This is a genomic window from Actinomadura vinacea, from assembly GCF_039532545.1.
Lineage (GTDB): Bacteria > Actinomycetota > Actinomycetes > Streptosporangiales > Streptosporangiaceae > Spirillospora > Spirillospora vinacea.
Window position 1 is genome coordinate 85,335 of the sequence record NZ_BAAARW010000024.1, and the last position, 19,891, is coordinate 105,225.

At 72.0% G+C, this 19,891-nt stretch carries 18 protein-coding genes; 8 read left to right on the forward strand and 10 right to left on the reverse strand.

Annotated elements, in window-relative coordinates:
- Positions 1-494 precede the first annotated feature (494 nt).
- From ABD340_RS31760 to ABD340_RS31770, 3 genes are all read right to left on the reverse strand, one after another.
- Positions 495-1,892, reverse strand: coding sequence for an RNA polymerase sigma factor (locus ABD340_RS31760; RefSeq protein ID WP_425547483.1), 1,398 nt, complete (start codon positions 1,890-1,892; stop codon positions 495-497).
- 189 nt (positions 1,893-2,081) lie between these two features.
- Positions 2,082-3,074, reverse strand: coding sequence for a cation diffusion facilitator family transporter (locus ABD340_RS31765; RefSeq protein WP_344593993.1), 993 nt, complete (start codon positions 3,072-3,074; stop codon positions 2,082-2,084).
- Between the two features lie 37 nt (positions 3,075-3,111).
- Complete coding sequence (locus ABD340_RS31770) at positions 3,112-4,272, reverse strand: class I adenylate-forming enzyme family protein (protein ID WP_344593994.1); 1,161 nt, start codon at positions 4,270-4,272, stop codon at positions 3,112-3,114.
- A 111-nt stretch (positions 4,273-4,383) separates the two neighbouring features.
- Between ABD340_RS31770 and ABD340_RS31775 the strand changes: the two genes are divergently transcribed.
- From ABD340_RS31775 to ABD340_RS31790, 4 genes are all read left to right on the forward strand, one after another.
- Positions 4,384-5,283, forward strand: a complete 900-nt coding sequence (locus tag ABD340_RS31775) for a 1,4-dihydroxy-2-naphthoyl-CoA synthase (protein WP_344593995.1) — start codon at positions 4,384-4,386, stop codon at positions 5,281-5,283.
- A 58-nt stretch (positions 5,284-5,341) separates the two neighbouring features.
- On the forward strand, positions 5,342-6,298 hold the full coding sequence (locus ABD340_RS31780) for an o-succinylbenzoate synthase (RefSeq protein ID WP_344593997.1): 957 nt from the start codon (positions 5,342-5,344) through the stop codon (positions 6,296-6,298).
- Positions 6,295-7,965, forward strand: a complete 1,671-nt coding sequence (gene menD, locus ABD340_RS31785) for a 2-succinyl-5-enolpyruvyl-6-hydroxy-3-cyclohexene-1-carboxylic-acid synthase (RefSeq protein ID WP_344593998.1) — start codon at positions 6,295-6,297, stop codon at positions 7,963-7,965. Before ABD340_RS31780 ends, menD begins: the two co-directional genes overlap by 4 nt.
- A 449-nt stretch (positions 7,966-8,414) precedes the next feature.
- Positions 8,415-9,287 (forward strand): nitroreductase/quinone reductase family protein, encoded by an 873-nt coding sequence (locus ABD340_RS31790; protein WP_344593999.1) that lies wholly within the window; start codon positions 8,415-8,417, stop codon positions 9,285-9,287.
- Between the two features lie 24 nt (positions 9,288-9,311).
- Here ABD340_RS31790 and ABD340_RS31795 read toward each other — a convergent pair whose 3' ends face one another.
- Positions 9,312-9,986 (reverse strand): TetR/AcrR family transcriptional regulator, encoded by a 675-nt coding sequence (locus tag ABD340_RS31795; RefSeq protein ID WP_344594000.1) that lies wholly within the window; start codon positions 9,984-9,986, stop codon positions 9,312-9,314.
- A gap of 96 nt (positions 9,987-10,082) precedes the next feature.
- Between ABD340_RS31795 and ABD340_RS31800 the strand changes: the two genes are divergently transcribed.
- Positions 10,083-10,682, forward strand: a complete 600-nt coding sequence (locus tag ABD340_RS31800) for an NADPH-dependent FMN reductase (RefSeq protein ID WP_344594002.1) — start codon at positions 10,083-10,085, stop codon at positions 10,680-10,682.
- Between the two features lie 313 nt (positions 10,683-10,995).
- On the opposite strand, the gene ABD340_RS31805 is transcribed toward ABD340_RS31800, so the two are convergent.
- The 5 genes from ABD340_RS31805 to ABD340_RS31830 all read right to left on the reverse strand — a co-directional run bounded on the left by ABD340_RS31805 (position 10,996) and on the right by ABD340_RS31830 (position 15,735).
- Positions 10,996-12,627 (reverse strand): pyruvate, phosphate dikinase, encoded by a 1,632-nt coding sequence (locus ABD340_RS31805; protein ID WP_344594003.1) that lies wholly within the window; start codon positions 12,625-12,627, stop codon positions 10,996-10,998.
- Positions 12,624-13,250 carry a transcriptional regulator gene (locus ABD340_RS31810; protein ID WP_344594004.1) on the reverse strand — a complete coding sequence of 209 codons (627 nt, stop codon included), beginning with the start codon at positions 13,248-13,250 and terminating at the stop codon, positions 12,624-12,626. The genes ABD340_RS31805 and ABD340_RS31810 overlap by 4 nt, the downstream gene beginning before the upstream one ends.
- Entirely contained in the window at positions 13,247-14,356 is a 1,110-nt protein-coding gene (locus ABD340_RS31815; protein WP_344594006.1) for a TetR/AcrR family transcriptional regulator, read from the reverse strand. The genes ABD340_RS31810 and ABD340_RS31815 overlap by 4 nt, the downstream gene beginning before the upstream one ends.
- A 210-nt stretch (positions 14,357-14,566) precedes the next feature.
- Entirely contained in the window at positions 14,567-14,965 is a 399-nt protein-coding gene (locus ABD340_RS31825; RefSeq protein WP_344594008.1) for a VOC family protein, read from the reverse strand.
- Positions 14,962-15,735, reverse strand: a complete 774-nt coding sequence (locus ABD340_RS31830; RefSeq protein WP_344594009.1) for an arsenate reductase/protein-tyrosine-phosphatase family protein — start codon at positions 15,733-15,735, stop codon at positions 14,962-14,964. Before ABD340_RS31830 ends, ABD340_RS31825 begins: the two co-directional genes overlap by 4 nt.
- Before the next feature lie 53 nt (positions 15,736-15,788).
- Here ABD340_RS31830 and ABD340_RS31835 point away from each other — a divergent pair, with 53 nt between their 5' ends.
- Positions 15,789-17,132, forward strand: a complete 1,344-nt coding sequence (locus ABD340_RS31835; RefSeq protein ID WP_344594010.1) for an APC family permease — start codon at positions 15,789-15,791, stop codon at positions 17,130-17,132.
- A 7-nt stretch (positions 17,133-17,139) separates the two neighbouring features.
- Here ABD340_RS31835 and ABD340_RS31840 read toward each other — a convergent pair whose 3' ends face one another.
- Positions 17,140-17,580, reverse strand: coding sequence for a MarR family winged helix-turn-helix transcriptional regulator (locus tag ABD340_RS31840; RefSeq protein ID WP_344594011.1), 441 nt, complete (start codon positions 17,578-17,580; stop codon positions 17,140-17,142).
- Between the two features lie 81 nt (positions 17,581-17,661).
- Between ABD340_RS31840 and ABD340_RS31845 the strand changes: the two genes are divergently transcribed.
- Together ABD340_RS31845 and ABD340_RS31850 are read left to right on the forward strand one after the other, a co-directional pair.
- Positions 17,662-18,843: an MFS transporter gene (locus tag ABD340_RS31845; RefSeq protein ID WP_344594013.1), complete on the forward strand. Its 1,182-nt coding sequence runs from the start codon at positions 17,662-17,664 to the stop codon at positions 18,841-18,843.
- Between the two features lie 47 nt (positions 18,844-18,890).
- The gene (locus ABD340_RS31850; protein WP_344594015.1) at positions 18,891-19,628 is read left to right on the forward strand and encodes an SDR family NAD(P)-dependent oxidoreductase; all 738 of its coding nucleotides are present in this window, start codon (positions 18,891-18,893) and stop codon (positions 19,626-19,628) included.
- Positions 19,629-19,891 lie beyond the last annotated feature (263 nt).

Below are 19,891 nucleotides of genomic sequence, written 5' to 3' on the forward strand. Positions count from 1 at the left end.
GCCCCAGAAGCTCGCCTACGGCGTGGAGAACCTTCTCGTCCTCAGCGGTGAGCTCCTTGAGCCGGTCACGTATCGCCACACCAGACGGCCCGGGCACCACGAACGGCGCATCGAACGGCGCGTCGATCGTCCCAAGCGGCCTTCCGGGCTCAGCCATACCCGGCCGCCTCCAGAGCCGCCGCCTGCTCGACGGTGGGCAGCAGCTTCGCCTGCACCACAATCTTCACACCCACAACTTTAGCATTCTGCATCCAATTCATCACTCAAAGTCATGGCTGGGGTGGTTGCCATGTCGCAGGATGCGCTGGAGATCGCGCTGGTGCTGGTCATGGGGCTGGGGCTGATGGGCGTGGCGGTGCTGGAGTTCCGCCGCGGCGAATGACGCTCCCGCCGGACGGCGGAAGGCCCGCCGGGTCCGGCGGGCCTTCCTTCCGCACACCTTTGTGGGAGAGGACTCCGGGGGCCGCGCGGGCTTGCGCGGCCCTTTGCGGGCCTCAGACCGCGAAGTCCAGCAGCGGCCGCGCGTTGCTGGGGTGCCGCAGCTTGGACAGCGACTCCTTCTCCAGCTGGCGGATCCGCTCGCGGGTCAGCCCGAGCGCCCTGCCGATCTCGTCCAGGGTCCGGGGCGTGCCGTCGAACAGCCCGAACCGCATCGCCATGATCTTGGCCTCGCGCGGGGACAGGATGTCCAGGGTCCGGCGGAGCTGGTCGGCCATCAGCTGGCGGTCCACCAGCTCGGAGGCCTCCGGGCTGTCGGTGTCCTCGATCAGGTCGCCGATCCGGGTCTCGCCGTCCTCGCCGATGGTGGAGTCCAGGCTGATCGGCTGCCGGCTGGTGCGCAGCAGCTCGCGGACCTGCTCGGGGCTCTTGTCCAGCTCGGCGGCCAGCTCCTCGGGCGTGGGCTCGCGGCCCAGCCGCTGGTGCATGTCCCGTTCCACGCGGCTGAGCTTGCTCAGCATCTCCAGCACGTGGACGGGCAGCCGGATGGTGCGGGCCGAGTCGGCGAACCCGCGCTGGATCGCCTGCCGGATCCACCACATCGCGTAGGTGGAGAACTTGTAGCCCTTGGAGTAGTCGAACTTCTCAACCGCGCGGATCAGGCCCAGGTTGCCCTCCTGGACGACGTCCAGCAGCGACAGGCCGCGGTCGGAGTACTTCTTGGCGACCGAGACCACCAGCCGGAGGTTGGCCTCCAGCATGTGGGACTTGGCGCGGCGCCCGTCGGCTGCGACCCACTCCAGGTCGGCGCGCAGCTCGGGGGTGAGCTTCTCGTTCTCCAGCTTGTGCTCGGCGTACAGCCCGACCTCGATGCGCTTGGCGAGGTCGACCTCCTGCTCGGCGGTGAGCAGCTGGCGGCGGCCGATGGCCTTGAGGTAGGTGTGGACCGAGTCGCCCATGGTGGTGGACTGGTCGTCGAGGTCGGCGGCGGCCTCCTCGGCCTCCACCTCGGTCACCTCGAACGAGCCGTCCTCGGCCGGGGCGGCCTCTGTCTTGGCGGCGGGACGCCGCACGGTCTTGGCGGTGGACTTCGCAGGGGTCCTGCCGCCCGGCCGCGCGGCGGCCGGCTGGTCGGCGGCCTGTGCGGCGGGGCGCTTGCGCCCGGCGGCCCGCCCGGACGCGGGTGCGGGGGCGGCCTGCGGCTGGTCCGTCTTGGCGGTGGAGCGGTGGGCCGCCTCGTCCTCGCTGGCCAGCCTGATGCCGGCCTCGGAGAGCTCGCGCAGGATGGAACGGCCCTGCGACGGGCTGATCCCTGCGGCCTCGAAGGCCCGGCGCACCTCGGCGAGCGAGAGGCGCCCGCGGTCACGGCCACGCTCCAGGAGGGCGTCGAGCGCCGGGCTCGTGCCCTCCGTCGGCGGGGTCTCGGCGCTAATTGGCATGGCGGTTCGCGGCATGAGGACACCCCCTCCCTTCGGTGGTGTGGTGCGGCGCGGGTTTGTGTGCGGTGGTTTCGCGCGCACTATTCGGAACGCCGCGCGGCCGGGTACTGTTCCCAGTGGCCGGTATCAAGCGTCCCACAGCACTCCATGGAGTCGGTCATAGGACCCCAAGCTGGGGTATTCTCGGGCGGCCTGTGAAGTAATTCACGATGCTTCCGGCGGTGGCGGGGCGATCCGGCCGTACCGCCCGACCACCCGGGCGCGCAACTCGGGATCGTCGCGCGGGACCGGCTCGAGGAAGACCTCGTCCACCTCCGGGTGCGCCTCCCGCAGCTCGCGGTCCATCCGCACGCACGCCCGCTCCACGTCCCCGGCCGTCAGCGCGTCCCGGAAGTCCAGCCTGGCGCACACCAGCACCCGGTCGGTGCCGAAGGTCACCGTCACGATGTCGGCCACCCACTCGACCTCCTCGGCCGCCGCGAGCCGGCGCCGGATGTCGCGGACCAGCCGCGGATCGGCCTGCCGTCCCACCAGCAGGTTGAGGTTGATCCGCCCCAGGACCAGCGCGACGGCCGTCAGCAGCACCCCGATCAGGACCGAACCGGCCCCGTCCCACGCCGACGACCCGGTGAGCTGGTGCAGGCCCAGCCCGCAGAAGGCCAGCAGCAGCCCGAGGAGGGCGGCCGAGTCCTCAAGCAGCACGCTGATCGAGGTCGGCTCGTCGGTGCCGCGGATGTAGGCGAGCACCGGCAGGCCCTCCTCCCGGGCGGCGGCGCGGACCTGCCGCACCGCCTGCCGCCAGGAGACCGCCTCCAGCACGAACGAGATCGCCAGCACGATGTACCCGGCCAGCGGGTCGGCCTCGCCGTCGTGGTGGCCCAGCAGCGTCTCCACGCCCTGGTAGAACGCGAACAGCGCGCCCATCCCGAAGATCGCCACGGCGACCAGGAGCGTCCAGATGTAGCGCTCCTTGCCGTGCCCGAGCGGATGCCGCCGGTCCGCGGGTCGCCCGCTGCGGCGCAGCCCGACCCAGAGCAGCACCTCGTTGAAGGTGTCGGCGACCGAGTGCGCGGCCTCGGCCGCCATCGACGCCGATCCGGTGAGCACCGCCGCGATGATCTTGGCGACGGCGATCCCGAGGTTGGCGGCGAGCGCCAGCAGCACCGTCCGCGCGCTCTCCTGCTGCCCTTCAGCCATGGAAGCCCCCGGGGAACAAGCCTGCCACGTGCGCGGATCAGCGGGCGGGGCGGCGCAGGAGTTCCCGGTCGGGCTTGCCGGACGGCAGCAGCGGGATGGCCGTGACCAGCTCCAGCTCGCGCGGCGCCGCGTAGGACGGTAGCGTCTCGCGGACCCAGGCGCGCAGCTCGTCCAGGCCCAGGGCGGTCCGGGCCTCCGGGACGACGACCGCCGTGACCCGCTCCCCCCATTCGGCGTCGGGCCGGCCGACCACCACCGCGTCCCGCACGCCCGGATGGCGGGACAGCGCGTCGGCCACCTCGCCCGCCACGACCTTCTCCCCGCCGGTGTTGATCACATCGTCGACCCGGCCGCGCACCCGCAGCCGCCCCTCGGCGTCGAAGGCGCCCAGGTCCGATGTGACGAACCACTCACCCTCGCGGACGGCGGCGGTCGTCTCGGGGCGCAGCCGGTAGCCGGAGAACAGCACCGGCCCGGCCAGGCGGATCCGGCCGTCCTCACCGACCGCGGCCCGCACGCCGTCCAGCGGCAGGCCGTCGTAGACGCAGCCGCCGCAGGTCTCGCTCATCCCGTAGGCGGTGAACACCCGCGCGCCGCGCCGCCCGGCCTCGGCCAGCAGGTCCGGGGGAGCGGCCGCGCCGCCCAGCACGATCGAGCGGAACTTGCCCAGGTCCACCCCCGCGTCCAGGAGCCGCCGGAGCTGCGTCGGGACGCACGCCAGGTGCGCGGCGTCCGCGTCGGCCACGGCGGTGGGGTCGAACCGCGGCTGGATCACCGGCTCGGTGCCGCCGACCAGCGCCCGCACCAGCACCTGGATGCCGGAGATGTGGCTGGTGGGCAGGCAGCACAGCCACCGTTCGCCGGGCTCGGCGCCGACCCGGGCCAGGGTCGCGGCGGCCGAGTGGCGCAGCGCCGCCGCCGGCAGCTCCACGATCTTGGGGGTGCCGGTGGAGCCGGAGGTGGCGATCAGCACCGCGGTGCCCTCGGTCACCGGGACGCCCCCGTGCCGGGCCCGGACGCCGTCGGCGGTCTCCACGGCGCCCGGCGCCAGGGCCTCCAGCACCCCCTCCAGCGCGGCGCCGGGCATGCCGGGGGCGAGGGGGCACAGGGCGGGACCGGTCCCGTCCAACGCGGCGGCGAGGGCCTCGAACAGCCGGGGACCTGGGGGCAGCACGTTCGCGTGCGGAGGCTGGGACATGACGGGGGACAGCGTAGACGACCCCGCTGAACGCGTTCGAATCCGGGAGGCGGTTGAATGGCCCCGGCGGCCGAATCGAATCGGATCCCCAACGGAGAGGAACGCCACGAGATGGTCTCGGAGTTGTTCGACAGCGGAGCCTGGAAGGAAGTCGAGGGCTTCGGCTTCACCGACATCACCTACCACAGGGCCGTCGACCAGGGCACGGTGCGCATCGCGTTCGACCGGCCCGAGGTCCGCAACGCGTTCCGGCCGCACACCGTCGACGAGCTCTACCGGGCCCTGGACCACGCGCGGATGTCCAGCGACGTCGGCTGCGTGCTGCTGACCGGCAACGGCCCCTCGCCCAGGGACGGCGGCTGGGCCTTCTGCTCGGGCGGCGACCAGCGCATCCGCGGCAAGGACGGCTACAAGTACGCCGAGGGCGAGACCTCCGACACCATCGACCCGGCCCGCGCGGGCCGGCTGCACATCCTGGAGGTGCAGCGGCTCATCCGGTTCATGGGCAAGCCGGTGATCTGCGTGGTGCCCGGCTGGGCCGCCGGGGGCGGGCACAGCCTGCACGTGGTGTGCGACCTGACGCTGGCCAGCCGCGAGCACGCCCGCTTCAAGCAGACCGACGCCGACGTGGCCAGCTTCGACGGCGGCTTCGGCTCGGCCTACCTGGCCCGCCAGGTCGGCCAGAAGTTCGCCCGCGAGATCTTCTTCCTGGGCGACGACTACGACGCCGAGGCCGCGCACCGGATGGGCATGGTCAACGCGGTCGTCCCGCACGCCGAGCTGGAGCGCACCGCGCTGGAGTGGGCCCGCAAGATCAACGGCAAGAGCCCCACGGCCCAGCGGATGCTCAAGTTCGCCTTCAACGCCGTCGACGACGGCCTGGTCGGGCAGCAGGTGTTCGCCGGCGAGGCCACCCGGCTCGCCTACGGCACCGACGAGGCCGCCGAGGGCCGGGATTCGTTCCTTGAGAAGCGCGACCCTGATTGGTCGCGTTTCCCCTGGTATTACTAACCGGGTACCACTCATTGTTCGAGTCACTGTTCCAGGCGGGACGGCAGGGGGTCAGCGGGTGCGGGTCTACTCCATCCCGATGCGGACGCGGTTCCGGGGCATCACGCAGCGGGAGGGCGTGCTGCTCCACGGCCCGGCCGGGTGGGGGGAGTTCTCCCCGTTCGCCGAGTACGGCCCGGCCGAGTGCGCCCGCTGGCTCGCCGCCGCCCGGGAGGCCGCCTTCGACGGGTGGCCGGCGCCGCTGCGCGACCGGATCCCGGTGAACGTGACCGTCCCGGCGGTCGGCCCGGACCAGGCGCACGCGCTGACCGCCGCGTCCGGGTGCCGCACCGCCAAGGTCAAGGTCGCCGAGCGCGGCCAGGACGAGGCCGACGACCTGGCCCGGGTCGAGGCGGTGCGCGCCGCGCTCGGCCCCGCCGGCAAGGTCCGCGTCGACGTCAACGGCGGCTGGGACGTCGACACCGCGGCCCGGATGATCCGCGCCCTGGACCGGTTCGACCTGGAGTACGTCGAGCAGCCCTGCGCGACGCTGGAGGAACTGGCCCGGGTGCGGCTGCGGGTGGACGTCCCGGTCGCCGCCGACGAGTCGATCCGCCGCGCCGAGGACCCCCTCAAGGTGCGCGCGGCCGGGGCCGCCGACATCGCGGTGCTGAAGGTGCAGCCGCTGGGCGGGGTGCGCGCCGCGCTGCGGGTCGCCGAGTCCTGCGGGCTGCCGGTGGTGGTGTCGAGCGCCGTGGAGACCTCGGTCGGCCTGGCCGCCGGGCTGGCCCTGGCCGCCGCGCTGCCCGAGCTGCCGTTCGCCTGCGGGCTGGCCACGCTGTCGCTGCTGGAGGACGACGTCGTCCGCGACCCGCTGCGTCCCGAGGACGGCGCGATCCCGGTGCGCCGGCCCGAGGTCGACCAGGACGCGCTGCGCCGCGTGGAGCCCGGTCCGGACACGGCCGCGGGCTGGCGCCGCAGGACCGCCGGCGCCGCCGAGGCCCTGGACGGCGTCCCGGCCGGAAGCGGCCGATGAACCCCGCCACCGCGCTGGCCACCGTGCTGGTCGACGAGCTGCTGCGCTGCGGCATGACCGAGGTGGTGCTGGCCCCCGGCTCCCGCTCGGCGCCGCTGGCCCTGGCGCTGCACGCCGCCGAGCAGTCCGGACGGGTCCGGATGCACGTGCGGATCGACGAGCGGTCGGCCTCGTTCCTGGCCCTGGGCATGGCCAAGCGGTCCGGCCGCCCGGTCGCGCTGGTGTGCACCTCCGGCACCGCGGCCGCCAACTTCCACCCGGCCGTGATCGAGGCGCACGAGTCCGGTGTGCCGCTGATCCTGCTCACCGCCGACCGGCCGCCCGAACTGCGCGAAACCGGCGCCAACCAGACCATCGACCAGGTCAAGCTGTACGGGACGGCGGTCCGCTGGAGCTGCGAGATCGGGGTGCCGGAGAACCGGCCCGGCATGGTCGCCTACTGGCGGTCGCTGATCAGCCGGACGTGGGGGCTGGCGCAGGCGCCCGAGCCCGGCCCGGTGCACCTGAACGCCGCCTTCCGCGAACCGCTGGTGCCCGACGGCGACGAGACCTGGTGCGAGCCGCTGGACGGCGACGCCACCGGCGCCTGGACCAAGATCCGCGCGGCGACGCCGGGGTCGGTGCTGCACGTCCCGCCGACGCGGCGCGGCGTGCTGGTCGTCGGCGACGGCGCCAGCAACGTCAAGCGGTACGTGGCCGCCGCCTCGATGGCGGGCTGGCCGGTGCTGGCCGAGCCCAACGGCAACGCCCGCTACGGCGACCACGCCCTCTCGTCCCACCACTTCCTGCTGGGCGTCCCGGAGTTCGTCGAGCGGCACCGTCCAGAGGTGGTGGTGACCCTGGGCAAGCCCGGCCTGTCCCGGCCGCTGCTGTCGCTTCTCAGGCGCGCGGAGGAGCACATCGTGCTGTCCCCGGCCCTGGCCCGCTGGCCGGACCCGGTCCGCTCGGCCACCCAGGTCGCCCAGGACGTGGAGATCCCCGTGGTGTCCGGCGACGACGCCTGGCTGAAGTCCTGGCGCGCCGCCGACCTGGCCGCCGCCGCGGCCGTCGACCGGGTGCTGGACGCCGTCCCCGAGGTCACCGAGCCGCGGCTGGCCCGCGACCTGGTCGCCGGGCTGCCCGGCGGGTCGCTGCTGTTCTCCGCGGCCAGCATGCCGATCCGCGACCTGGACCAGGTGATGCGGCCGCGGCGCGGCATCCGGATCATGGCCAGCCGCGGCGCCAGCGGCATCGACGGGCTGGTCTCCACCGCGATCGGCGCCGCCCTGGCGCACAGCGGCCGCTCCTACGCCCTGCTGGGCGACCTGGCGTTCCTGCACGACCAGAACGGGCTGATCATCGGTCCCGGCGACCGCCGCCCCGACCTGGCCCTGGTGGTGGTCAACAACCGGGGCGGCGGGATCTTCTCGCTGCTGCCGCAGGCGGCGCTGCGGGACCCGTTCGAGCGCGTCTTCGGCACCCCCCACCAGGTCGACCTGGCCGCGGTCGCGGCGGCGCACGGCGTCCCGCACCGCGTGCTGGACGCGGCCGCCGACCTGCCCAAGGCGATCGCGGGGGAGGGGCTGCGGATCATCGAGGCGCGCACCGACCGGGAGGCCAACGCGGCCCTGCACGCCGACCTGCGCAACGCCGCCCACCATGCGGTCCGCGAGTTCCTCTCCGCCTGACCGCCTGGATGGCCGCGCCCCCGGGCCGGAAGGCCACCGAGCCGGGCGAAACGCGTTCGTGAACGAATGAGAAAAGTCGAACTCAGACCTTAACGTACAATGTAAAGGCGTGTGCCGGTGTGACCGCCCTCACAGCACCGCCTGCACTGATTGACAGCTTCAAAAGCACCCGCTGTAATGGGCGGCGGTGTTTCGCGTGGCGCTGCCGGTTTCTCGGGGCGATCAGGCCGACACCCTGACCGCAAGGGGATGATGTCGTGGACATTAACGTCACGGACCGCGCCTGATCACAGCGCTCGCGCGTCGTCCCCACGCGTGGCGGTGTCACACACCGCACTTCTTCTGAGTTCTCCGCCAGGCCTGCGGGCCTGCGCTGATCCCCGCCGCTCGACGTGGGCCGCCGTGCGCTTTCTCGCCCTTTTTCACTCATGCAAGGAGAGCGGCAGAGCATGCCCTTTGATTTCAACAAGCAGATCATCCAGGAGTTCCGCGCCAACGGCGGAAAGGTCGGCGGCCCCTTCGAAGGGGCCGTCCTGGCGCTGCTGACCACGACGGGCGCCCGGACGGGGGCGCGCCGCACCTCCCCGGTCGGCTTCGTCCTCGAGGACGGGCTGTACCTGGTGGTCGCCTCGGCCGGGGGAGCCCCGCGGCATCCCGGCTGGTACCACAACCTGGTGGCCGAGCCCCGGGCCACCCTGGAGATCGGGGACGGCGAGCGGATCCGCACGATCACCGTGCTGGCCGTGCCCGCCGAGGGGGACGAGCGCGATCGGCTGTTCGCCCGCGTCCTGGAGGAGGCGTCCGGCTACGCCGGCTACCAGGAGCGGACGTCGCGGACGCTGCCGGTGGTCGTGCTGCACCCGGTGGACCCGTCGGCGCAAGGCTCGCGGTTGCGGGCGGCCGGAGACGAGCTGGTCGAGTTGCACAACGCCTTCCGGCACGAGCTCGCCTCGATCAGGTCCGCCCTCGGCGGGGAGGCGGTGCCCGCGGTAGGGCTCCGCGAGCACTGCCTGTGGTTCTGCGAGTCGTTGGAGCGGCACCACACCGGTGAAGACCTGGTGATGTTCCAGGTGTTGCTGGACCGCTTCCCCGAACTGGCTCCGGTGCTGGAGTCGCTGCGCGCCGAGCACGCCAAGGTGGCCGGACTCCGGGAGGAACTCGCGGGCCTGCTCGGCGAGGCCGGATCCGCCGATCCCGCCAGGGTCCGTGCGGAGGTGGATCGGCTCGGCGATGTGCTGGAATCCCACCTGGACCGGGAGGAGGCGGAACTCGTCCCGCTCTTGAACACGCTCGCCGAGGTCCCCTGGCCGAAGATGACCTGAACCCGACCCGCCGATTCGGGCGCCTCATTCCGTCGGAGGCGATGCGGTCCTCGGCAGATGCTGCTCCGCGCTGCTGAGGACCGCCCCTTCGGGCTCCTGGAGATAACCGTGCAGGAACGCGCGGACGCCGGAGGTGACGGTCCGGCCGATCTCCTCGTCCGTGAGGACGTCGCCCGGGTAGGACGGATCGCCGACCGAGATCAGCAGCAGGAGGTGGACGGCGGCCCGGTCCGGGTCCTCGGCGTGCAGCAGCCCCTGCTCGGTCCACCGCCGCAGATGCCCGGCGAGTTCACGGCGGACCCGTAGCGGTCCGGTCTCCTGCCAGGCGTCGATCGCGGCTCGCGGGACGTGGACGGCCTCGGCGTTGACCTGCCGGACCAGCGCGAAGTGCTCGGACTGCCCGGCCACGGCCGGCGCGGTGATGGCGTGGCCGAACTCGATGAGGTCGGCCTCCAGGTCGGTGACCTTCCGCAGGTGGCGGTCGATGATGGCGATCTGCGCGTCGGCGGCCCGGGTGGCGCTCTCCTGGATGACGGTCTGGAACAGGTCGGCCTTGTCGGCGAAGTGGTTGTAGATGGTGCGTGTCGACACCTCCGCCGTGCGGGCGATCACGTCGATGCTCGCGCGGGTGTAGCCGTCGCGGGCGAAAACCGTCAGGGCGCCGGCCAGGATCGCTCTGCGCTTGTCTTCCCTGGTCATCTGCTGTCTCTCCGATGTATTTGCATTGAGCGTTTTACTTATTGCCATGCACGTTGTACTTTACCTCAGGTTCCACGGAGACATGAGGAGACGACAATGATCAGGATTGCCATCGTCATCGGCAGTACCCGCCCCCGCCGCCGGACCGCCGTCGCGGCCGGCTGGGTGGCCGGGATCGCCTCCCGCCACCCGGCCGTCGCGGCCGGTGAGGCGGCCTTCGAGGTCGTCGATCTGGCCGAGTACGCCCTGTCGGTGCTGGACGAGCACAAGCCGGCCCTGTTCGGCGAGTACCGCCACCCCCACACCAACCGCTGGGCCGAGACCATCGCCTCCTTCGACGGCTTCGTGTTCGTCACCCCGGAGTACAACCATTCCGCCCCGGCCGCGCTGAAGAACGCGATCGACTTCCTGTTCGGCGAGTGGAACAACAAGGCGGCCGGTTTCGTCAGCCACGGCGTGCACGGGGGCGTGCGCGCCGTCGAACACCTGCGCCAGGTCATGACCGAGGTCCAGGTGGCCAACGTGCGCACCCAGGTTGCGCTGTCGGCGTTCGCGGACTTCGAGACCACCGACCCGGCCGAGCCCGGCGTGATCGTCCCGGGCGCCTACCAGGAGCCCGCCCTGGTCGAGCTGCTGGACGAGGTCATCGCCTGGTCCAAGGCGCTGAAGCCCCTGCGCGAGAAGGCGGCGGCCTGATCACCAGCTGATGTCCGTGCACGGCGGGCTGTCCGTGGCCGATGGAGACGGCCCGGCGCTAGTCCCAGGCCGTGGCCCCCCAGGTCACGGTCCCGGCCTGGAGCGAAGACGGTACGCCGCGCAGCCACTCGGCGGGGTACGGCTGGATGTCGCCCCTGCAGAAGCAGAACTGGCGTCCTGGGGTCAGCCGTGCCAGGTGGATGTCCGGGAATTTCTCCCCATTGGCCGCCTGGACGGCGATGCGGCCGGTGACGCGACCGGCAGATGATCAACGCGGTCGTCACACGCCGTCGCTGTGCAAGACCGGAGCGGTTCAGTCGTGGCGGAGCACGGCATGGGCGGCGATGAGGCGTTGGGCTTCATCGCGGTCGGAGTGGTCGCCCGATACGTCGTCGGCCCACTGGAGTAGCCGGTGCAGGTGGGCGTCGGCTGTGGCCGTGACGATGCGGGGGCTGCCGAGGGCGACTTCGCCGCTGGTCCCGTCGATGGTGACGAGGGTGCCTTCGCCGATGGTGCGTCCACGGGCACTCACCGAGGCGCCGGCGACGTCGACGGCGAGGTCGGCGATCCCCACGACAGCGGGTTTGCCCATCGCGCGTGCGACGACCGCGGCGTGGCTGGCCGGCCCGCCACGGGCGGTGACGATGCCGGTGGCGGCGGCCAGGCCGCGCATGTCGTGCGGGGAGGTCTCTGGACGTACCAAGATGACCGGGCCGTCCATGGCCATGCGCGCTGCCGCGTCGGCCGTGGTCGCCACTTTGCCGACCGCGACACCGGGACAGGCGCCCAGCCCGCGGGCCAGGATGTCGGTCTTCTCGGTCGTCGCCATTCGGGGTGTGCGGACGTGTTGGAGGTGCCGCGGTGAGACTCTGAGCAGCGCTTCGTGATGTCCGATCACGCGCTCGTCGGCGAGGTCGGTCGCCACGCGGACGGCGGCACCTCCGACGAACCGGCCGGGCCGGACCTGCAGTATCCACAGCTCGCCGGTCTGGAAGGTGAACTCGACGTAGCACGCGTCGCGGTAGTGCCCCTCGATCCGGCTCAGGGCATCGAGGAGGCCGGTCCACACGGCAGGCTCTCGGTCGGCGAGTTCGCGCAGGGGCCGGGTCAGCGCTCTGCCCGAGACGACGTCTTCGCCTTGGTGTCCGAACAGGACTTCGCCGAACGGGACGTTCTCACCGGTGTTGGGGTCGCGGCTGAATGCGACTCCGGTGCCGCTGTGGTCATCGCGGTTCCCGAACACCATCGCCTGCACGATCGCGGCCGTGCCGAGGTCGTGCGGGACGTCGTGCAGTTCGCGGTAGGTCCGTGCGCGCGGTGTGTCCCATGACGAGAGCACGGTCTTGACCGCCAGCTCCAACTGCTGGGTCGCGTCGTCCGGCAACGGCCGACCGCATCGCTGCCGGATGAGGTTCTCGACCGCTTCGATCCCGCGGGTGAGGTGGGCTTCCTCATCGCCGGCTCCTCGCCCAGGGGCTCTGCCGAGGACGGCTCCCGCGCCGTCCGCGTCCAGGCCTGTGATCGCAGAGGCGAAACTGGACAAGAACCGCAGCCGCGAATTCAGCGCGAATCGCGAGTCGCCCGTCTCCGCCGCCAGCCCGGCTGTGGCTCCGGTCGTGAGGCCGAGGTTGAGGACCGTGTTCATCATGCCGGGCATCGAGACGCCGGCCCCCGAGCGGACGGACACCGCCAACGGCACCCGCGATCCCCCGAAGTGGCGTCCGGTGGAGGCTTCGAGGTCGGTGACGGCCGTCGCGAGCTCGTCGTCGAGGCCGTCCGGAAGCCGCCCCTCGCGCAGGAACTCCCGACATGCCTCCGTGGTAACGACGAACCCGGCGGGCACCCGCAGCCCGAGACGGTGAAGGACCACGAGCCCGTGCGCCTTGCCGCCCAGCGTCTCCGCTGTCTCCTCGACCTGCGCGGAGAGCGGGCGAATCCATCTCATCGGGGGATCCCGAGTGTGGCGAGCAGGTCTTCGTGGAGCTCGAACCACACGGCGTGGTACGACGCGGTGTTGTCGGCCAAGTACTCCAACTCGCCCGAGGCGGTGCGATCGAGGGCTTCGGTGAGGCGGGCCCGGTAGCGGCCGAATCGAGGCAATGCCGCGGACAGTTCGGCGCAGACGACGGCGGCACGCCGGTCGAACTCGGCGAACCGGTGGAGGACGCGGGCGTCGTAGGACCGATCGCTGTGGTCGTTGGCGGTCATGACACCGTCGCCGGACCGGAGTTGCCATGCCGTGCAGAGGTCGAGAAGTTCCGGGTTGAGCACGAGAAAGACGTCGTACGCCGCCGTCACGGCGGTGCGGGCACCGGCTGATTCCAGCTCGCCGGTGATCCGCTCGGCATCGAGGGCACGGCCGGTATCCGTCAGGCCCCACCCGCCGAAGTCGCCGGCCATGTGCGTGACGAGTCCGGCGACCGCGAGATCGATCAGCTCGGACTCGACGTCGGACTCACCGAGACCCGTGGCCGCGGCCACGCGGGCGAGGCCGGCGTGGCCGCCGCAGCGCAGGGCGTGGAGTACCAGCAGGTCGGTGTCGGTCGCGGGATGCCCGGGCCGGGTCATGTCCTGGTTCCCCGCGGCCGTGCGCCCTTCGAAGCGTCGGCGATCGATGCCGCATAGGGGGCGCCTCGCCCGCGGGCGCGGGCGACGATCATGCCGTCCTGGACGCGCACGGCGGCCTCCGCCTCGTCGTCGGGGCCGGTCAGGCCGATCGCCGACGCCGTCAGCGCTTGATCATCGAGAACCAGCCGGACGCGGTGCCAGACCTCGGGAGCGAACACCCGCCGCAGGCAGGCGGTGAGGTCGGAGATTCTGAGCCGTACGAGGCGGCCGGTCTCGGCGGGATCATTCGTGACGACGACCACCGTCACCTGCTCGCCGGGCCGAGCGCAACGGGCGGCTTCCTCGGCGGCGGCAAGACGGCCGGTCCCCAGCACCGCGATCAGGCCGTCGGCTCCGAGGTCGACCCGATCCCCGCCGATCTGATCCGTGAGTCCCGTCGGCGGATCCCAAGTGTCCCGACACGGTTGCGCCTTGGCGACGTAGGGCAGGTGCGGCGGCGCCCAGGTGTCGGCGAGGTCGATCCCGGCCAGATGCTCACACGCACGCGCCAGGTCGAAAGGGTCACCGAATCCCGGTGCGGTCTCAGCGAGGTGACCCGAACCGTCCAGGAGCGTGAGCACCAGCTCGGCCAGCCGTACGCGCCGCACCGGCACCGCATGTACCGGTTCGCACGACTCCAGCGCGATGGCGAGCAGCAACGCCTCCAGCCGGGCGGCCTGCGCCAGCACCGTGCGCCCGTGCTCGTCATCGAGGACGCCGACCAGCGAGCGCAGTTGCAGGCGCCCTCCCGAAGCCGTGTCGTCGACCAAGGGCAGCCGTTCGAGCCAGGCCCGGGCGAACACGCCCAGCGCGTCGGCGAGCGGCATCGGCGACGTCGGAGGCCCGCCGCCGGTGGTGTCGCCGACCATGTCGATCAGCACCGCCAGATACAGCGCGCGCTTGCTCGGGAAATTCGAGTACACCGCCCCGCGGGTCAGCTCGGCCCGCTCGGCGATCCGATCGACCTTGGCCGAGGCGTAGCCGCGCTCGGTGAACTCCTCCCTCGCCGCGGCCAGCACGGACGTCCGAGTGCGTTCTTGCTGCTGCACCCGAGTCAGCCGGACCATCACAGCTCCTTCCCTAGAACCCGAGACATTAGGATACGCACAAAATCCAGATGTTAGGAACATCTGGAATGAACACCTGGATGGCGAGACGAGGGATGGTGACGGTGAGCGACAGGTCCGCCGGCGGATCGCGCTGTCGGGCCAGCACACCAGCGTGGACGAGGAGCTGACCGGGCTGGCGAACCTGGTCATGATCGGCAGGCTCCTCGCCTAGCGGGACGTGCTGGGTTGTTTGGCGGGCTGGAACAGTTCGATCAGGTTGCCGGCAGGGTCGGCCAGCAGGATCTGGCGCCCGCCGGGGCCGGTGACCAGGTCGCTGCGGAACGGCAGGCCCGCGGCCTGCAGGCGGGCGATCTCGGCGTCCAGGTCGTCGACGGTCAGGTGGATGCGGTTGCGGCCCGGGTGGACGGCGTCGGCGGGTGTGGCGCGGGCGCCGGAACTGGTGGGCCCGGACAGCAGCAGCCGCAGCGGCCCGCGTACCACGTCGGCGAAGGCGGGTGCTGCGCTGCTGTTGAGGGTGAAGCCGAGGTGGGCGGTGTAGAAGTCGATCGCTGCTTGGACGTCGTCCACGAGGTAGCGGACGCTGGCGTATTGGCCGGGTGCCGTCATGGGTGAGCCTCCGGTGTCTGGGCGAGGACGGGCAGCAGGTAGCGGATGCGTGTGTCGATGTCGGCGGCCGCGCGGGCGAATGCGGAGCAGTCGGTGTGCTGGGGGTGGCCCGTCGTGGCCGGGTCGGGGATGCTCCAGTGGATCCGTCGGGAGCGGCCGCCGAATTCCGGGCAGACTTCGCGGGCCTTGTCGCACAGGGTGATCACGTGATCGAATCGGCGGCCGCGCAAGGTGTCCAGATGGCGGGGCCGCTGGTCGGTGATGTCGATGCCGTACTGCTCGCGCAGTACCTGTATCGCGTGCGGGTGCAGGCTGGGTTTGGGGCGGCTGCCGGCGCTGGTCACGCTCACGCGGCCGACGGTGTGGTGGCGCAGCAGGGCTTCGGCGATCGGTGAGCGGGCGCTGTTGCCCGTGCAGACGAACAGAACCGCCAGGCGGGGCCATCGCTGCCGGGCGTCCGGTGGTGCGGTGACGGAGCGCAGGGCCGGATGCAGGGCGGCTCCGGTGGCGGCGAGGGCCTGCGCGCAGTGGTCCAGGTCCAGCCGGTAGTAGCTGTCGCGGCCGTCGAAGCTGCTGCGTGTGGCGGTGACCAGGCCGCCCTTGCGCAGCAGCCGCAGGTGGTAGGACACCAGGTTCTGCGGTGCTTGCACCAGTGCCATGAGCTCGCGGACGCGCAGGTCGCCGACGGCGAGTTCGGTCAACAGCCGCCAGCGCAGCGGGTGGCCGGCCAGGCGCACGAACGCCGGGGTGGCTTGACTCGATGACGCCATATCTCGGACGATACATCAAACCGATTTGATGGATATGGCGGCGAGGGAGGTGCATGGTGGCGTCCGGTCCGCAGCGCCGCGACGTGCCCGAAGCGGCTCCTCCGTCGCCCGATGGCGGCCGTCTCGCGCGCCGGTTGGGCACCGGGGACGCCGTGGTGATCGGACTGGGGTCGATGATCGGGGCGGGTGTGTTCGCCGCGTTCGGCCCCGCCGCCCGTGCCGCGGGCACGGGCCTGCTGATCGGGCTGCTGATCGCCGCGGTGATCGCCTACTGCAACGCGGTCGCCTCAGCCCAGCTCGCGGCGGCCTACCCGACCTCCGGCGGCACCTACGTCTACGGCCGTGAGCGCCTCGGGGACTGGTGGGGGTTCACGGCGGGGTGGGGCTTCGTGGTGGGCAAGACCGCCTCGTGCGCCGCCATGGCGCTCACGTTCGCCTCCTACGCGGTGCCCGGTCCCTGGTGGACGCAACGCGCCGCCGCGATCGCGGGCGTGCTGGCGCTGGCCGCGCTCAACTACCGCGGCGTGACCAAGACCGCCCTGCTCACCCGGGTGCTCGTCGCCACCAGCCTGACCGCCTTGGCCGTCGTGGTCGTGGGCATCGCGGCCGGCGGCCACGCCGGCACCGCGCACCTGGGCGGCTGGTCGGCCGCGGGTGCCGGCGGCGCCTACGGCATCCTGCAGGCGGCGGGGCTGCTGTTCTTCGCCTTTGCCGGCTATGCCCGCGTCGCCACCATGGGGGAGGAGGTCCGCGACCCGCGCCGCACCATTCCCCGCGCGATCCCGATCGCGCTGCTGGTCACCGTGGCCGTCTACCTGGTGGTCGGGGTCGCGGCGCTGCTGGCCGCCGGGCCGCACCGGCTCGCGGCCTCGACCGCGCCACTGACCACCGCGGTCGAGGCGGCGGGCGCCGCCGGTCTGGCCCCGGTGGTGCGGGTGGGCGGCGCGCTGGCGGCGCTGGGCGCGCTGCTGGCGCTGATCGCCGGCATCGGCCGCACCGGTCTGGCCATGGCCCGCAGGCGCGACCTGCCCGGGTGGCTCGCCGCCGTCCACCCCCGCCACCGGGTCCCGCACCGCGCCGAGATCGCCTTGGCGGTCGTGGTCTGCGCCCTGGTGGCCACCGTCGACCTGCGCGGTGTGATCGGCTTCTCCTCCTTCGGCGTCCTGGTCTACTACGCCATCGCCAATGCCTCGGCGTTCACCCAGCCCGCCTCCGACCGCCGCTGGCCGCGCGGGCTCAACCTGCTCGGCGCGGCCGGGTGCCTGGCCCTGGTCGCCACCCTGCCGTGGCAATCCGTCCTCACCGGCGCGATCATGTTCGCCCTGGGGCTGGCCGGTCGGTGGCTGATCCTGCGGCGACGCGCGGCCGGCGGGACGAAGCCAGGCAACACGGGTTAGGGCGTGTTCAGGTGACGAGGGCTCGGAGCAGGTCGCGCAGGGATGTCTGCTGCGTCCGGCTGAGGGCGGCCAGCGGCGAGTAGGCGTCCAGCCGTTCCAGGACATCGGCCCTGCGGCGTTCACCCGCGGGCGTGAGCACGATCTGCTTGGCGCGCCGGTCGGTTGGGTGAGGTCGCCGTTCGACCAGGCCCTGCTGTTCCAGCCGGTCGAGGACGAACGTGGCGTTGGAGGCCTCGCAGGCCATCCTGTTGGCCAGTTCCCGTGCGGTGATCGGATCCGAGAGCTCTCGCAGCGCCACCACCTGGGTGGGGGTCAGGCCGAGTTCGTCGGCGACACGGCGCACGTGGGCGTCCAGCTTCTGGACGAACCGGTGGGCCAGGTTGCACACCTCCCGGTCGATCTGCCCCGCCATCGCCGGGTCCGCCACCGTATCGGGCCGTTCAGCCATGCCTTGAGTGTAGCGGGGCTGCTTCGAGTCATGATAGTTATGACTCGCATCATTTGAACTCGAAGTATATGGAGGGGCGGCATGCCGCTTCTGGTCTTCTCGCTCATGCTCGTGGTCTTCGGCCTGACCACCGGGGAGTTCGTCATCGCGGGGATCCTGCCGGACGTGGCGCGCGATCTGTCGGTGTCGATCCCGTCGGCGGGACTGCTGGTCAGCGCGTACGCCCTCGGCATGATCGTCGGAGGGCCGCTGATCACGACACTGACCGCGCGGCTGCCCCGCCGCCCGCTCATCGCCGGGCTCGTCGTCACCTCCATCGCCGGGAACGGCGCGTCGGCCCTCGCCCCCACCTACCCGATCCTGCTGGCCGCGCGCTTCGCCGCAGGTCTGGTGGTGGCCACCTTCTTCGCCGTGGCGATCGCCACCGCCGTCTCCACCGCCCCTCCGGGCAGGCAGGCCTCCACAGTGGCGAGGCTGACGCTCGGGATGAACCTGGGGATGATCGCCGGGACTCCGCTGGGCACCGTCATCGGCCAGAACCTCGGCTGGCGGGCGACCTTCGCCGCGATCGCCGCGTTCAGCGCCGCCGCCCTGGTGCCGGTGCTGCGGTCCGTCCCCGACCGGCCCGCACCGAGCGTCGGCTCGCTGCTCGGCGAACTGCGCGTGTTCACACGCCGGGACGTCGTGCTCGCCATCGTCCTGACCGCGGCGGGGAACCTGGGGGTCGTCACCGCCTTCAGCTTCCTGGCCCCGTTGGCCGTCGACGTCAGCGGGTTCTCCGCCGGGGCGGTGCCGGTGCTGCTGCTGGTATACGGAGCCGGCGCCGTGATCGGCAACTTCTTGGGCGGCTGGTTGGCCGACAAGGCACTCATGCCCTCGCTCGCCGGTCTGCTGGCCGTGCTGGCAGGCGTGCTCGCGATGGGCTGGCCGGCGAGCGGCCACCAGGCACCCGCCGGCGTGCTGTGGTTCGTGCTCGGCGTCCTGGCGTTCGCGGTCATTCCGGGCATGCAGACCCGGGTGATGACCACCGCCCAGGCCGCCCCCACCCTGGCCGTCGCCGTCAACGCCTCCGGCTTCCAGCTCGCCGCCGCGTTCGCCGGGTGGCTCGGCGGACGGCTCATCGACGGTCCGGGGCCGCGTTCGATCTACCCGGTCGCCGCCGTCCTCACCGTCGCGGGCCTGCTCATCGCGCTCTACTCGCTGCGGCGCGACCGCCGTCCCGCCGCCACGCCCGCCCCCAAGGAACCGGCCGCCCACCACTGACGACCACGCAAGGAGACAGATCACCCATGGGTATGACGGATCGACCGTTGAGCGGCAAGGCCGCCCTGGTCACCGGTGGTTCGCGAGGCATCGGCGCGGCGACCGCCCACGCGCTGGCGTCGGACGGCGCCGCGGTGGCGATCAGCTACAGCGAATCCGCAGGAAGAGCCGGCGAAGTGGTGAGCGCGCTCGAAGGCATGGGCGGGCGCGCCGTCGCCCTCCGAGCCGACCAGGGCGACCCGCGCCAGGTCGCCGAACTGGTGAATCGCGTGGCCGCCGAATTCGGACGGCTCGACATTTTGATCAACAACGCCGCGGTGTTCGCCACCGGCCAGGTCGACGACGCCGAGGCCGACCCGGCCACGCTCGACCGGCAACTGGCCGTCAACCTCGGCGGTGTCACCGCCGCCATCCGAGCCGCCGCCCTCGTCCTGCAGGACGGCGGACGCATCATCAGTGTCGGTTCCATGCAGGCCACTCGCACTGGATACCCGGGCGTGGCCGATTACGTCGCCACCAAAGCCGGCATCGTCGGCTACAGCAAAGGCGCCGCCCGCGACCTGGGGCCTCGCGGCATCACCGTCAACGTCGTCCAACCCGGTTCGGTGGCCACCGACATGAATCCGGCAAACGGTGCCTTCGCGGACGTCCAGCGCGCCGCCAACGCGATGGGGCGCTTCGGCACCCCGGAGGAGATCGCGGCGGGCATCGCCTTCCTGGCCGGTCCGAACGCCTCCTTCATCACAGGCGCCGTCCTCGACATCGACGGCGGCTACCTGTCGTGATCTCGGAGGGTGGGGGGTCTTGACGATCCCGCGCTCGAGAGGGTGTCACCAGGGCCGTCAAGGATCGCCACACCAGGGGCGAAATAGGCATGAGCGCTGGTCAGGTCGGCCGTCGGCCTCGGATGAGGCGCGGTTATCCGGTACCTGGCCGCACCGTCCGCCCCTGGCTCGCTGCAAAGAACGCCTCCGCAGGTCAGGCCTACTGGGACCCGAACGGTGCGGATGCTTGAAACTTACAGCGTAAAGGTAGGGGGCTTCGTGAA

Coding starts and splice junctions, on each gene's coding strand:
- ABD340_RS31760 (WP_425547483.1), bottom strand. CDS start 1,892: ATGCCGCGAACCGCCATGCCAATTAGCGCCGAGACCCCGCCGACGGAG.
- ABD340_RS31765 (WP_344593993.1), bottom strand. CDS start 3,074: ATGGCTGAAGGGCAGCAGGAGAGCGCGCGGACGGTGCTGCTGGCGCTC.
- ABD340_RS31770 (WP_344593994.1), bottom strand. CDS start 4,272: ATGTCCCAGCCTCCGCACGCGAACGTGCTGCCCCCAGGTCCCCGGCTG.
- ABD340_RS31775 (WP_344593995.1), top strand. CDS start 4,384: ATGGTCTCGGAGTTGTTCGACAGCGGAGCCTGGAAGGAAGTCGAGGGC.
- menD (WP_344593998.1), top strand. CDS start 6,295: ATGAACCCCGCCACCGCGCTGGCCACCGTGCTGGTCGACGAGCTGCTG.
- ABD340_RS31790 (WP_344593999.1), top strand. CDS start 8,415: ATGCCCTTTGATTTCAACAAGCAGATCATCCAGGAGTTCCGCGCCAAC.
- ABD340_RS31795 (WP_344594000.1), bottom strand. CDS start 9,986: ATGACCAGGGAAGACAAGCGCAGAGCGATCCTGGCCGGCGCCCTGACG.
- ABD340_RS31800 (WP_344594002.1), top strand. CDS start 10,083: ATGATCAGGATTGCCATCGTCATCGGCAGTACCCGCCCCCGCCGCCGG.
- ABD340_RS31805 (WP_344594003.1), bottom strand. CDS start 12,627: ATGAGATGGATTCGCCCGCTCTCCGCGCAGGTCGAGGAGACAGCGGAG.
- ABD340_RS31810 (WP_344594004.1), bottom strand. CDS start 13,250: ATGACCCGGCCCGGGCATCCCGCGACCGACACCGACCTGCTGGTACTC.
- ABD340_RS31815 (WP_344594006.1), bottom strand. CDS start 14,356: ATGGTCCGGCTGACTCGGGTGCAGCAGCAAGAACGCACTCGGACGTCC.
- ABD340_RS31825 (WP_344594008.1), bottom strand. CDS start 14,965: ATGACGGCACCCGGCCAATACGCCAGCGTCCGCTACCTCGTGGACGAC.
- ABD340_RS31830 (WP_344594009.1), bottom strand. CDS start 15,735: ATGGCGTCATCGAGTCAAGCCACCCCGGCGTTCGTGCGCCTGGCCGGC.
- ABD340_RS31835 (WP_344594010.1), top strand. CDS start 15,789: ATGGTGGCGTCCGGTCCGCAGCGCCGCGACGTGCCCGAAGCGGCTCCT.
- ABD340_RS31840 (WP_344594011.1), bottom strand. CDS start 17,580: ATGGCTGAACGGCCCGATACGGTGGCGGACCCGGCGATGGCGGGGCAG.
- ABD340_RS31845 (WP_344594013.1), top strand. CDS start 17,662: ATGCCGCTTCTGGTCTTCTCGCTCATGCTCGTGGTCTTCGGCCTGACC.